12 protein-coding genes and 2 tRNA genes are annotated in these 12,963 nt (G+C 35.1%); 11 read left to right on the forward strand and 3 right to left on the reverse strand.

The features are described 5' to 3' along the window. Positions 1-837 (forward strand): MATE family efflux transporter (locus Q0410_RS04535; RefSeq protein ID WP_299033381.1); only part of this gene is annotated, 837 nt, incomplete at its 5' end. 17 nt (positions 838-854) lie between these two features. Here the strand turns inward: Q0410_RS04535 and fetB are convergent. Both fetB and Q0410_RS04545 read right to left on the reverse strand, forming a co-directional pair. Further along, positions 855-1,646: an ABC transporter permease gene (gene fetB / locus Q0410_RS04540; RefSeq protein WP_299033384.1), complete on the reverse strand. Its 792-nt coding sequence runs from the start codon at positions 1,644-1,646 to the stop codon at positions 855-857. Then, positions 1,627-2,259 (reverse strand): ATP-binding cassette domain-containing protein, encoded by a 633-nt coding sequence (locus Q0410_RS04545; RefSeq protein ID WP_299033387.1) that lies wholly within the window; start codon positions 2,257-2,259, stop codon positions 1,627-1,629. Before Q0410_RS04545 ends, fetB begins: the two co-directional genes overlap by 20 nt. Positions 2,260-2,426: 167 nt before the next feature. Here Q0410_RS04545 and Q0410_RS04550 point away from each other — a divergent pair. The 4 genes from Q0410_RS04550 (at position 2,427) to hisS (ending at position 4,666) form a co-directional block, all read left to right on the forward strand. Then, positions 2,427-2,501, forward strand: a tRNA-Gly gene (locus Q0410_RS04550). 11 nt (positions 2,502-2,512) lie between these two features. Further along, positions 2,513-2,586, forward strand: a tRNA-Cys gene (locus Q0410_RS04555). 43 nt (positions 2,587-2,629) lie between these two features. Continuing rightward, entirely contained in the window at positions 2,630-3,304 is a 675-nt protein-coding gene (locus Q0410_RS04560) for a DUF6873 family GME fold protein (RefSeq protein WP_299033390.1), read from the forward strand. A 75-nt stretch (positions 3,305-3,379) separates the two neighbouring features. Then, positions 3,380-4,666, forward strand: coding sequence for a histidine--tRNA ligase (hisS, locus tag Q0410_RS04565; RefSeq protein ID WP_299033393.1), 1,287 nt, complete (start codon positions 3,380-3,382; stop codon positions 4,664-4,666). A 314-nt stretch (positions 4,667-4,980) separates the two neighbouring features. Here hisS and Q0410_RS04570 read toward each other — a convergent pair whose 3' ends face one another. Next, positions 4,981-6,405, reverse strand: coding sequence for an FAD-binding oxidoreductase (locus Q0410_RS04570; protein WP_299033396.1), 1,425 nt, complete (start codon positions 6,403-6,405; stop codon positions 4,981-4,983). Positions 6,406-6,817: 412 nt separating this feature from the next. Between Q0410_RS04570 and Q0410_RS04575 the strand changes: the two genes are divergently transcribed. The 6 genes from Q0410_RS04575 to Q0410_RS04600 all read left to right on the forward strand — a co-directional run bounded on the left by Q0410_RS04575 (position 6,818) and on the right by Q0410_RS04600 (position 12,888). Continuing rightward, positions 6,818-7,954 (forward strand): acyl-CoA dehydrogenase, encoded by a 1,137-nt coding sequence (locus Q0410_RS04575; protein ID WP_299033400.1) that lies wholly within the window; start codon positions 6,818-6,820, stop codon positions 7,952-7,954. A 23-nt stretch (positions 7,955-7,977) separates the two neighbouring features. Further along, on the forward strand, positions 7,978-8,787 hold the full coding sequence (locus Q0410_RS04580) for an electron transfer flavoprotein subunit beta/FixA family protein (RefSeq protein ID WP_299033403.1): 810 nt from the start codon (positions 7,978-7,980) through the stop codon (positions 8,785-8,787). Between the two features lie 9 nt (positions 8,788-8,796). Further along, entirely contained in the window at positions 8,797-9,798 is a 1,002-nt protein-coding gene (locus tag Q0410_RS04585) for an electron transfer flavoprotein subunit alpha/FixB family protein (protein WP_299033406.1), read from the forward strand. 238 nt (positions 9,799-10,036) lie between these two features. Then, positions 10,037-10,816 carry an enoyl-CoA hydratase-related protein gene (locus Q0410_RS04590; RefSeq protein ID WP_299033409.1) on the forward strand — a complete coding sequence of 260 codons (780 nt, stop codon included), beginning with the start codon at positions 10,037-10,039 and terminating at the stop codon, positions 10,814-10,816. 12 nt (positions 10,817-10,828) lie between these two features. Further along, entirely contained in the window at positions 10,829-11,671 is an 843-nt protein-coding gene (locus Q0410_RS04595) for a 3-hydroxybutyryl-CoA dehydrogenase (RefSeq protein WP_299033412.1), read from the forward strand. Positions 11,672-11,703: 32 nt separating this feature from the next. Then, on the forward strand, positions 11,704-12,888 hold the full coding sequence (locus Q0410_RS04600) for an acetyl-CoA C-acetyltransferase (RefSeq protein WP_299033415.1): 1,185 nt from the start codon (positions 11,704-11,706) through the stop codon (positions 12,886-12,888). The last annotated feature ends 75 nt before the right edge of the window (positions 12,889-12,963 follow it).

Below are 12,963 nucleotides of genomic sequence, written 5' to 3' on the forward strand. Positions count from 1 at the left end.
ATGTCGGCTTTTACCAATATTGTTCTTGACTATATTTTTATTTTTAAATTTCACTGGGGGCTAAGGGGTGCTGCCATAGCGACAGGTCTTGCTCAGACAATTCCAACTATTGGCTATCTGATTTACTTCTTATCAGATAAGTCCTACCTAAAATTTAGAAAGTTTAGGTTAAAGGCCTTTATGATTAAAGAAATATTTTCTTATGGCTTTCCTGCATCCTTATCTGAACTTTCGACAGGATTTTGCATCTTGGTTTTTAACCTAGCTATAGGCAAGCTTTATGGAGAAGAGGGACTTGCTGCCTTTTCTGTAATCGCCTATGTTATGACTTTTGTTGTAAATACCATGCTTGCAGTAAATCAATCCAGCCAGCCCCTTCTGGGTTTTTATTATGGGGCAAGAGAGTATGATAATATTCCTATTTTGAGAGGCTATATGCTAAGGTCAGTTGCTATTCTTTCTGTTGTCATGGTTTTTGCAATAGAAATGTGGCCAGGATTTTTTATAAATGTATTTTTAACTGATGTGAGTGTTGACTTTATGGCCTTTGCTTCAAGGGCGTTAAGGATTTTTGCTATAAGTTTTCTAATCCTAGGTTTTAATATTACAAACGGAGGCTATCTTACATCTGTGGGTAAACCAAGGTTTGACTTTGTCATCACCCTTCTAAGAGGCTACGTATTTGTTGCTTTATTTTCTTTTTTGGTGACAATTTTTATGCCTAAGGAAGCGATTTGGTACGTTTTAATAGCATCTGATTTTATAACCATGCTAATTTCAATATTTTTGATCAAAAAAGAAATTAAAGATTTAGAAAAAGAGAAGCGAATCCCTTAGGACTAACTTCTCTTCTTTTACTTGTTGAGATTTATAAGTTGTTTTTCTTCATTAAAAAATTTCTTAGTTGAAAATTTTAAAAAAATAAAAACTCCAATAGCGACTGATGATGTAATCGTGGTCATAATTGCGATTTGATATTTAATAGCGATTGTAGGTACGACTCCTCCTAGGATTTGACCTGTCATCATTCCCGGAAGGGTTATTAGACCCATATTTTTCATGGAGTTTAGGGTAGGCATTAGGGCAAGGTCAAAAGCTTCTTTGTTTATTTCATCCATTGCCATGCTTGGTCTTGCACCTAGCATTAGTGACCCTTCAATTTTTACCCTTTTGTTTTCTATACTCGAAAGTATAGATTTTAGGGCAAGGGAAATCCCATTCATAGTATTGCCAATAATCATACCACCGATAGGGATTAGGTATTGGGGATTATAAAGTGGCTTTGGCCTAATAACCAAAAGGATAAAAAATAGTAAGCTTGCTAGGGAAGATATGAGTATAGCAAGGATTATAACCACAAACAAAGACCTAGGCAGGATCTTAACTCTTGGTTTTATTATGTTATATATGGCAGAAGCTTCCATAAAAATGAGCATAAGGCATGTAAAAATAAAGGACTTAGAGTCAAATATGTAAACTAGGATAAAGCCTGCTACGGTTAGTTGGACTGTCATTCTTATGACGCTTACTATAATCTCTTTATTTCTATTGATTCCGTTTAGGCTAGTAAGGATTATTGCTATTATAATAAAAGTGTAAGAAAGGGCCATCTGTGGTAGAGTTAGGTTAATCACTCCTTGATTCATCGAGTTTTCCTCCTACAATTCTTATCTTTCGATCAGCGTATTTATTTGCGATTTTTTCAGAGTGGGTTACGTAAATTATGGTTTTTCCCTGAGATTTTTCTATGAAATTTTTTATAACCAGATCTTCTGTAGCAGAGTCAAGGGCGGATGTTGGTTCGTCTAAAAGATAAACGTCGCTATCTAATAAAAGTAGCCTTGCTATGGCAACTCTTTGCATTTCTCCACCAGAAAGGCTTTCGATATCAGTATCAAGTTTCATGTCAAGTCCTACGGCCTTTAGGGCGTTTATTAGTATCTCATCGGAAACTTTGTCTCTTTCTTGAAAGATTAGACCTTGTAATAGATTATCTTTTACATTTTTCCTAAATCTTATTACATCTTGGCCAAGCATAGGAATTTCTCGTCGAAGCTTAATACTATCAAATTCTTTTAAATCTGTGCCCTTGTAATAGATATTACCGCTAGTAGGGCTTAACATTTTATTTAACAATTTTAAAAGTGTTGACTTACCTGATCCAGATGGACCGGTAATTACTGTCACCTTTCCCTTTCTTATTTTTAGATAGGGGATATCTAGAACATCTAGAAATTTTACATTTTTTAGTTCAAACATGATTCACCTCATATTAATAATAACTTTTTTATAAAAAAATTGCAAATGACTTGACATGATAGAAAATTTATCATATAATGTAAAAGTAAGCTTAAGAGAGAAGAGCTGGTAAATTTAATTGATTTATCTCTTTACAAAGAGATAAAAAAGTGTTATAATATAAATATGCGGATGTGGCTCAGTGGTAGAGCATCGCCTTGCCAAGGCGAGGGTCGCGAGTTCGAATCTCGTCATCCGCTCCATTTTTTATTAAGGCGCCATAGCCAAGTGGTAAGGCAGAGGTCTGCAACACCTTTACCCCCAGTTCAAATCTGGGTGGCGCCTCCAAATACATCCCCGCAATGGGGATTTTTTTATTGGGAGGATTTTTATGTTAATTATTTCCTATAAGGCAAGTGATGATTTTAAAAATTTTTTAAGGGAAAGTGGGTTTTCTTTTATAGAAACTATAGCTAATCCAAATTTAGATCCCAGAATAAATGACCATCCTGACTTATCTCTCTTTAAAAACAGCGATAAGACTTTGATTGTAGATAAAAGTGTTATTTCTTATTATGAAGATAAGTTAAAAGGTTATAGACTGATTGGTGGAGAAAATGTGGGACTTAGGTATCCTAAAGATGCCCTTTATAATGTTGTAAGATTTAAAGATTTCTATATCCACAACGATGTTACTGAAAAAAATATAGAAAATTTCTTTAAAGAAAAAGGAATTTCTCACCTAAAAGTCAACCAAGGCTATACTAGGTGTTCCCTTATACCACTTAGAGACTTACTAATTACAAGTGATTATGGGATCTATAAAGCTCTTGTAAATAAAGTAGATATTTGCTTAGTTGAAAACGATGATATAATTCTAGATGGTTTTGACCAAGGATTTTTGGGTGGTACCTGTGGTCTTGTAGGAGATAAGCTTATTTTTACTGGAGATATTAGAAACCATAAGGCCTATCCAAGTATAGAAGAAATTTGCCAAAAGAAAAATATTAAGCCTATCTATCCAGAAACTCACCTAGTAGATTTAGGTTCTATCATAGAAATATAGCTTATTTATCCGGGGCTTTTATCTTTGTTAAAATATCGTATAATATAGCTAGCTAAAGAGATATAGGAGAGATATATGAAAATTGTAAAACCATCAACCATTGCTGGTGTTATGGAACTTTTACCTGAAGACCAGCTGGCCTTTGATAAGATGAAAAATATTATAGAAGAAACTTATAAGAAATTTCAATTTTTACCGATAGATACCCCAGTTATTGAAAAAAATGAAATTCTTTTTGCTAAAGGTGGGGGAGAGACTGAAAAACAAATCTATGAAATAGCCTCAGATACCCGTGATATGAGCCTTAGGTTTGACCTAACTGTTCCCCTTGCAAGGTATGTTGCTGAACACTTTGCTGATTTAAATTTCCCTTTTAAACGCTACCACATAGCCAAGGTTTATAGGGGTGAAAGAAACCAAAAGGGTAGGTACAGGGAGTTTTACCAATGTGATATTGATATAATCGGCCACAATAAGCTCGCTGTTGCAAACGACGCCATTCCACCAAGGGTTATCTACGAAATCTTTAGTAAGCTTGATACACCAGATGTAACCTTTAGGATAAATAATAGAAAGCTTTTAAATGGATTTTTAAATGCTTTGGAAATAGAAGATACTACTGATATCCTAAGACTAATTGATAAAAAAGATAAGATAGGCATGGATAATACTAAAAAGGAACTACTTGACCTTGTAGATAGCAAAAAAGCTGATAAAATCCTTGCCTTTATAGGTTCTAATTTAACTAATGAAGACCTACTAGATAAGTTAACTGGTTTTGTCGATAATGATCTTTATGAGGAAGGTCTTTTAGAGCTTAAAACTGTTTATGCTTACATGCTTCATCTTGGAGTGCCAGCTACTAATATAAAAATAGATCCATCCATAACTAGGGGCCTTGATTATTATACAGGCACAGTTTATGAGACTTTCATAAATGGCTATGAAAATATCGGCTCTGTATCATCGGGTGGCCGCTATGAAACTCTTGCTGCAAACTTTTCTAAGCAGGCCCTTCCAGGTGTAGGTATGTCAATAGGCCTTACCCGTTTATTTTATCAATTAAAAGAAATTGGGCTTGTAGATAAAAAAGAATCAAGACTTACAGATATACTTGTTATACCAATGGGTGAGGAAGAAAATTTCTATGCTATCGATATCTTAAATAAGCTTCACGAAAATGGGAAAAGAGCTGATATCTACCTAGAAGGTGGTAAACTAAAGAAAAAATTCTCCTACGCTGATAAGATAGGGGTTAAGTATGCCTATATTATCGGTCAAAGTGAAAAAGAAGAAGGAAAAGTTTCTATAAGAAATATGGAAACAGGGGACCAAGAACTTGTAGATTTTGATAGTATTTAAGAAAGGTAAAATTAATCATGGATAAATTTTTTAAATACATAGCATTAGTCCTAGGACTTGTATTTGTCGACCAATTATATATGATAAACAGGTATGGCAATATATCGCATGAAACAATTTTTTTGGCGTTTTGTTTATTTCTTTTAAACCTATATTTTGGATTTTTTAGAAAAAAAGAAATGATTTTTGATTGAAATTAGGGCATGTAAGAGAGCGAATAGAATCTTTTACCTGCCTTTTTTGTTCTTGTATTTAAAAAGACGAGGAATTTTATTTCTCGTCTTTTTTTGCTTATAAAAGCTTTTAATATTAATTTATTCAGGTGATATAACTTTGCCTGGGTTTAGAATCATATTTGGATCGAATACTTTCTTGATTCCCCTCATAAGGTCTGTGTTGATTTGGCCTTCGTATTCTTTTAGGTATTGAAGTTTACCGTGACCAACACCGTGTTCACCAGATAATTGTCCACCAAATTCATAAGCTTTTGTATATACTTCTTCTAAGAAGCTATCAACTTGTTTTTTAAACTCATCAATATTTTCTTCATCGTTAGATAGTGCGTAGATGTGAAGGTTACCGTCGCCTGCGTGACCGAATGATTGAACATCGAAGTCATATTTTTCACCAATTTCATTTACATAGTTAATAAATGGAGCGATTTTGTTAATTGGAACAACTACGTCACATTCGTCTACTAGTTTGTATTGGCTATCAATCGCTTCAAGGAAAGAGCTTCTTGCTGCCCATGCATCTTTTATAGCATTTGGAGTATCTGCTACTAATACGTCAATTGCACCGTTTTCAACTAGAAGTTCAGCTGATTGTTCCATTAATAGGTCGATTTCATCTTCGTTATCACCATCAAAGGTAACAAGTAGGTAAGCATTAACATCAGTACCATCAATATTTTTAGGGAAAGTTTCCTTACCGATGTATTTTTCAGATGCGATTATAATCTTTCTTTCCATAAACTCAATAGCTTGTGGTTTTAAGTTTGCTCTAAATAATACTGGAACTGTAGCTATACATTCATCAAGTGATTCGAATGGAACTATTAGAGAAATTGTGTGTTTAGCTTGTGGAACTATTCTAAGTGTTAATTCTGTGATAATACCAAGTGTACCTTCAGAACCTACCATTAGGTCTTTTAGTGAGTAACCTGTAGAAGTTTTTGAAACAACAGCACCAAAATTAGTGATTTCACCATTTGGAAGTACTACTTCCATAGCTCTTACGTAATCTCTTGTAGTACCGTATTTAACAGCTCTCATACCACCAGCGTTAGTAGCAACGTTACCGCCAAGGGTAGCAAATTTTTCGCCTGGATCAGGTGGGTACATGTATCCTTTTGTTAGACAATCTTCAGCAAGGTCGTGAAGATAAACACCTGGTTGAACTCTAACAACTAGGTTGTCAAGGTCATACTCGATAATTTCATTCATGTCTTGCATGTCAATCATAACGCCGCCGTTAATAGCAACACCAGAACCAACTAGACCAGATCCAGCACCACGTGCTAGGACAGGAATTTTATTTTCATTACAGATTTTCATTATGTTTGAAACATCTTCTGTTGATTTAGCTGCAATAAGTACTTCTGGTTCATAAGAACCGTAAATTGGCATCTCATCATGGAAAAAGTCTTCGTTTATGTCTTCAGCTGTAAAGACTTTTCCTTCTACGCTGTCTTTAAGTTTGTTAATGATTTCTTCACTAACCTTATTGTATTGTGTCATATTTCCTCCTAATTAGTTGAAAAAAGAAGCATTGGCTTCATATTTTCATGTTTACGTTTTCATTATAACAAAAAAATTAACAAAGTGCAAAAATAAATTTTTATTTGCAATGTTTTTAATTTTATGAAAATCTAGAAAACGTTTGAAGAAGGGAATTTATCGTGTATAATAAAGACGAAAGCTAGTAAAAAAGAATTCTATAATGGTGTATAATATACATATTATAGAAATAGTTTGCAAATGTTTTACTTCCTTGAAATAAAGGTGCAAAGATTTTTATTGGCTTTAAGTCGATTTTCTTAAAAAACTTTGATTTTTATTTGACAATTGACGAAATGATTGTTAAGATAATAACATCAGGCTAAAAATAGCTAGGATAATTTATCCAAAGTCAAAATTAAAAGGAGAGAAAATGTATAAATTAACTGAAGAACAATTAGAAATGCAGGCAATGTTTAGAGACTTTGCTGAAAAAGAAGTAGCACCTATAGCTATCGAGATAGACGAAGAACACAAATTCCCAGAAGAAAACGTAGCTAAAATGCAAGAGCTTGGTTTCTTTGGCATCCCATTTGATGAAGAATATGGTGGAATCGGACTAGACACTCTTACATATGTCCTATGTGTAGAAGAACTATCTAAGGCATGTGCATCAACAGGTGTTATCGTTTCAGCTCATACATCACTAGGTGCTGATTGCATCAATAAATTTGGTAATGAAGAACAAAAAGAAAAATACTTAACTCCACTTGCTTCAGGTGAAAAACTAGGTGCATTTGCCCTTACAGAACCAGATGCAGGTACAGATGCTTCAGGTCAAAAAACAGTAGCTGTTAAAGACGGTGATGAATACGTTCTTAACGGTTCAAAAATATTTATAACAAATGCTGGTTATGCTGATACTTATGTAGTATTTGCTATGACAGATAAAACACAAGGTACAAAAGGAATTTCTGCATTTATAGTAGAAAAAGGAACTCCAGGTTTTGACTTTGGTGCTAAAGAAGACAAGATGGGTATCAAAGCTTCATCAACTATGGAATTAGTATTTAGAGATTGTAGAATACCTGCAGCTAACCTATTAGGCGAAGAAAGCAAGGGCTTTAAATACGCTATGCAAACACTTGATGGTGGTAGAATTGGTATAGCAGCACAAGCACTTGGTATAGCAGAAGGTGCACTAAATAAAGCAATCAAATATGTAAAAGAAAGAGAACAATTTGGTAGACCAATCGCTAAATTCCAAAACACACAATTTAAATTAGCTGAAATGGCTATAGATATAGAATCTGCTCGTCACTTAGTTTACAAAGCAGCAACATTAAAAGATGCTGGCGAAAGCTACACAGTTGCAGCTGCAGAAGCTAAACTAAAAGCTGCAAGGGTTGCTATGGATGTAACTACAAAAGCAGTTCAATTATTCGGTGGCTACGGATATTCTAAAGAATACGAAGTAGAAAGAATGATGAGAGATGCCAAAATAACAGAAATCTATGAAGGAACTTCAGAGGTTATGTTAATGGTTGTTGGTGGTTCACTTTTAAGATAAGAAATATCGAAGGGAGATAATATATGAATATATTCGTATGTGCTAAACAAGTTCCGGATACAAATGAAATCAAAATTGATCCGGTTACAAACACACTAATTAGAAAAGGCGTTCCAAGTATCCTTAATACTTATGATGGATTTGCCCTAGAGCAAGCTTTAAGACTTAAAGATAAGAATCCAGAAATTAAGATTACAGTAATCTCAATGGGACCTCCACAAGCAGATCAAATGCTTAGAGATTGTCTAGCAGTAGGAGCTGACAATGCTTACCTCGTAACAGATAAGAAATTTGGTGGATCTGATACTCTAGCTACATCTTATATCATATCTGAAGCTATCAAAAAAGTAGCCCAAACAGAAGGCGAACCTGACATGGTATTTTGTGGACTTCAAGCAATTGACGGAGATACTGCCCAAGTAGGTCCAGAACTTGCTGAACACTTAGACCTTCCACAAGTAACATATGGTTACACAGTAGAGCTAAATGATGAAGGACTTAAAGTACTTCAAGAAGTTGAAGGTGGAGCAAGAAACATCCAAATGACACTTCCAGCTTTAGTTACCTTTACAAAATACGGTGATGAAGATTTAAGATATCCAAAGATCAAAAATAAACTAAAAGCTAAAAAAGCAACTATCGAACAAATTACTTTAGAAGAACTAAAAGAATCTATAGACGAAACAGCTATAGGACTTAAAGGTTCACCAACTAGAGTAAATAAATCTTACACTCCAACTGTTGAAAAAACTGGAGAAATGTTCGAAGATATGGAAGCAGAAGAAGCAGCTGATAAGCTTATTGCAGCTTTAGCTGATAAGAAGCTTATTTAAGGAGGGACTATGTCAGAAAATAAAAACCTATGGGTATTAGTTGAAACTAAAGAAGATGGATCAGCTGTAAATGTAGGCCTTGAATTATTAAATCCAGGCAGAAATATGGCTAACACTCTTGGTGGAGATTTAGTAGCAGTTATCATTGGTGAAGAAGTATCAAAGGCTAAAGAAGAAGTTAAAGATCACGGCGTTGATAAAATAATCACTTGTGAAGGCGAAGTATATAAAGATTATAGCACAGACGTATATGCAAATGCAGTAGAAAAACTTGTTGAAAAATACAGCCCAGATACAATCTTAATTGGAGCAACAAACCAAGGTAGAGATCTTGGACCAAGAGTATCTGCAAGACTTCACACAGGACTTACAGCAGACTGTACAGAACTTGATGTTGATGCTGAAACAGGAAATGTACAATGGACAAGACCAGCCTTTGGTGGTAATCTAATGGCACAAATTCTTTGCCCAGACTCAAGACCACAAATGGGTACAGTACGTCCAGGTGTATTCCCTAAAGAAGCTTTTGGCAGAAAAGATAATATAGAAGAAATTGAAGAAAATATAGAATTTACAGGCGAAGTAAGAACTAAAATCCTTGACTTTATCCCAAGAGATGAGGGGGATGATGTAGATTTAGTTGGTGCTGAATTTATCGTATCAGGTGGACGTGGTTTAGGTGATTCAAGTAACCTTAAACTAATAGAAGACTTAGCTGAAGCTCTTGATGCTACAGTAGGTTCATCTCGTCCTCTAGTAGACTCAGGATGGATTTCTCACTCTCACCAAGTTGGTCAATCAGGTAAAACTGTAGCACCAAAGGTATATATAGCAGTAGGTATTTCTGGAGCTATCCAACACTTAGCTGGTATAAATGCATCAGATACAATAATTGCTATAAATAAAGACCCAGATGCGCCTATCTTTGACGTAGCAGACTATGGTATAGTTGGCGACTTATTTGAAGTTGTACCAGCTCTTATAGAAAAGATTAACGCAAGAAAAGGCTGAGATTAAAATTAAACCACTATTTAATTAAATAGTGGTTTTTCTTGTATATGTAGCAGGGAATTTGCTTTAAAAACTTAAGGAAATTGTTTTTAAAAATTTGTTAAAATTTACACAAAATAGATTGACAAAAAAATATCAACTGTTATAATATAAGTATAAGATAGAAATTGGGTATAAAACTTATGAAGGGTTTGTACCAAGAAAACATTTGTAAAAGATTTAATTCTAAGGGGGATGAATGACTTACAAAACTGTAAAATACGAAGTTAATGGTCATATAGCAAAAATAACAATAAACAGACCAGAGGCTTTAAACGCACTTAACTCAGAAGTTCTTGATGAACTAAACGTACTTCTAGATGAAGTAAGAGCTAACAAGGATCTTAGGGTAGCTATACTTACAGGTGAAGGCAGAAGCTTTGTTGCAGGTGCTGACATAAAAGAAATGTCAACTCTTACACCAATAGAGGCTAAAGAATTTGGTTATAAGGGTCTTTCAGTATTTAGAAAGCTTGAAAGCCTACCAATACCAGTTATAGCAGCTATCAATGGTTTTGCCCTAGGTGGTGGTTGTGAAATCGCAATGAGCTGTGATTTTAGAATCGCAAGCGATAAGGCACTATTTGGCCAACCAGAAGTAGGTCTAGGTATCACTCCAGGTTTTGCAGGAACACAAAGACTTCAAAGACTAGTAGGTCCAGGATACGCTAAATACCTAATCTATACAGCTAAAAACATCAAAGCTGACAAGGCTTATGAAATTGGCTTAGTTCAAGAAGTAGTAGAAGCTGACAAACTTGAAGAAACAGTAAACAAACTTGCTGAAAAAATAGCAGCTAATGCACCGGTCGCAGTTAGAGCTTCTAAAGAAGCAATAAATGTTGGTGGTCAAGTAGATATGGACAGCGCACTTAAGGTAGAAGAAAACTTATTTGCCTTAACCTTCTCAACAGAAGATCAAAAAACTGGAATGAATGCTTTTATCAATAAGGGTAAAGCAGATTTTGAAAATAAATAAAGGAGATATTTAATGAAAATAGGTGTAATCGGTTCAGGAATCATGGGTGGCGGCATCGTAGAAACAGCTGCTAAAAAATACGAAGTTGTAGTAAGAGATATCAAAGATGAATTTCTAGAAGCTTGCAAGGCAAGAATAGAAAAATCTTATGGTAGAAATGTATCAAAAGAAAGAATGACTGAAGAAGATAAAGAAAAAGCTTTAGCAAACATTACTTACACAACAGAAGTTAAAGATTTAGCTGACTGTGATATCGTAATCGAGGCTGCTACAGAAAATCCAAAGCTTAAAAAAGAAATCTTTAAAGAACTTGACGAAGTTGTAAAAGAAGGAGCTATCCTTGCTTCAAACACATCTTCACTTTCAATAACAGACATTGCTGCTTCTACAAACAGAGCAGATAAAGTTATTGGTATGCACTTCTTTAACCCAGTTCCAGTTATGAAACTAGTTGAAGTAATAAGAGGCCTACACACATCAGATGAAACAAACGAAACAATCTTTAAACTTGCAGAAGATCTAGGCAAACAACCAATCGAAGTAAAAGAAGGACCAGGATTTGTTGTAAATAGACTTCTTATCCCAATGATCAACGAAGGTATCGGCGTATTAGCTGATGGTCTTGCAAGTGTAGAAGATATTGATAAGGGTATGCAACTTGGTGCAAACCACCCAATGGGACCTCTTGCGCTAGGTGACTTAATCGGTCTTGATACATGTTTAGCTATTATGGAAGTTCTTTATAATGAATTTGGCGATAGTAAATATAGACCAAACCCACTTCTAAGACAAATGGTAAGAGCTGGAGACCTTGGTAGAAAAACAGGCAAGGGCTTCTACGATTACAGCAAATAAGATAAATATATAGAGAAATAAAAGGAGAAATTATGACAAGAAAAGTAGTAATAGCAAGTGCAGCAAGAACACCTGTAGGATCATACGGCGGAGCATTAAAATCAGTAAGCGCTCAAGATTTAGGTATTACAGCAGTTAAAGAAGCAATCAACAGAGCAGGAATCAAACCAGAAGATGTAGATGAAATGGTATTTGGTTGCGTACTTCAAGCAGGTCTTGGACAAAACGTAGCTAGACAAATTTCTATCGGAGCTGGAATCCCTAAAGAAAAACCAGCAATGACTCTAAACATCGTTTGTGGTTCAGGTCTTAGAAGTGTATCACTTGCAGCTCAAATGATTATGGCAGGAGATTCTGACATAGTTGTAGCTGGTGGTACAGAATCAATGTCTAACGCTCCATACTTATTAACAGATGAAAGATGGGGAGCTAGAATGGGAGATAAAAAAGTTGTCGATGAAATGATCAAAGACGGTCTTTGGGATGCATTTAACAACTACCACATGGGTATGACAGCTGAAAATATCGTTGAAAAATACGGTCTAACAAGAGAAGAACAAGATGAACTTGCTGCAATGAGCCAAAATAGAGCTGAAAAAGCAAGAGCAGAAGGAAGATTTAAAGACGAAATAGTTCCAGTAGAAGTTAAAGATAGAAAAGGCAATGTAACAGTTGTTGATACTGATGAACACATCAGAGAAGGCGTTACAGCTGAAGGAATCTCTAAACTTAAACCAGCATTTAAGAGAGATGGCGGTAGTGTTACAGCAGCTAACGCATCTGGTCTTAACGATGGTTCTGCAGCTCTAGTTGTTATGAGTGAAGAAAAAGCTAAAGAACTTGGCGTAACTCCACTTGCAACAATCGTAAGCTACGCTACAGAAGGTGTTGACCCAGCAATCATGGGTACAGGCCCAATCCCAACAGTTAGAAAAGCTCTAGAAAAAGCTAACTTAACTCTTGAAGATATAGATCTAATCGAAGCTAACGAAGCATTCGCAGCTCAAGCTCTATCAGTAATCAAAGACCTAGGTCTTAATACAGATATAGTTAACGTAAACGGTGGAGCGATAGCACTTGGTCACCCAGTAGGTGCATCAGGTGCAAGAATCCTTACAACACTTCTTTATGAAATGCAAAAAAGAGACTCTAAAAAAGGTATCGCAACACTTTGTATAGGTGGCGGTATGGGTACTGCAGTTGTAGTAGAAAGATAAGATAAATTTTAAGGTATGCAGGTAACTCTTATCTGCATGCTTTTTTTGTAAATTTCCAAAAAAATTTTAAGATAT

The sequence above is a fragment of the uncultured Anaerococcus sp. genome, from assembly GCF_937934665.1.
GTDB lineage: Bacteria > Bacillota > Clostridia > Tissierellales > Peptoniphilaceae > Anaerococcus.

Excerpts from the sequence above, each read along its gene's own strand:
- fetB (WP_299033384.1), bottom strand. The coding sequence starts at position 1,646 with ATGAATCAAGGAGTGATTAACCTAACTCTACCACAGATGGCCCTTTCT.
- Q0410_RS04545 (WP_299033387.1), bottom strand. The coding sequence starts at position 2,259 with ATGTTTGAACTAAAAAATGTAAAATTTCTAGATGTTCTAGATATCCCC.
- Q0410_RS04560 (WP_299033390.1), top strand. The coding sequence starts at position 2,630 with ATGTTAATTATTTCCTATAAGGCAAGTGATGATTTTAAAAATTTTTTA.
- hisS (WP_299033393.1), top strand. The coding sequence starts at position 3,380 with ATGAAAATTGTAAAACCATCAACCATTGCTGGTGTTATGGAACTTTTA.
- Q0410_RS04570 (WP_299033396.1), bottom strand. The coding sequence starts at position 6,405 with ATGACACAATACAATAAGGTTAGTGAAGAAATCATTAACAAACTTAAA.
- Q0410_RS04575 (WP_299033400.1), top strand. The coding sequence starts at position 6,818 with ATGTATAAATTAACTGAAGAACAATTAGAAATGCAGGCAATGTTTAGA.
- Q0410_RS04580 (WP_299033403.1), top strand. The coding sequence starts at position 7,978 with ATGAATATATTCGTATGTGCTAAACAAGTTCCGGATACAAATGAAATC.
- Q0410_RS04585 (WP_299033406.1), top strand. The coding sequence starts at position 8,797 with ATGTCAGAAAATAAAAACCTATGGGTATTAGTTGAAACTAAAGAAGAT.
- Q0410_RS04590 (WP_299033409.1), top strand. The coding sequence starts at position 10,037 with ATGACTTACAAAACTGTAAAATACGAAGTTAATGGTCATATAGCAAAA.
- Q0410_RS04595 (WP_299033412.1), top strand. The coding sequence starts at position 10,829 with ATGAAAATAGGTGTAATCGGTTCAGGAATCATGGGTGGCGGCATCGTA.
- Q0410_RS04600 (WP_299033415.1), top strand. The coding sequence starts at position 11,704 with ATGACAAGAAAAGTAGTAATAGCAAGTGCAGCAAGAACACCTGTAGGA.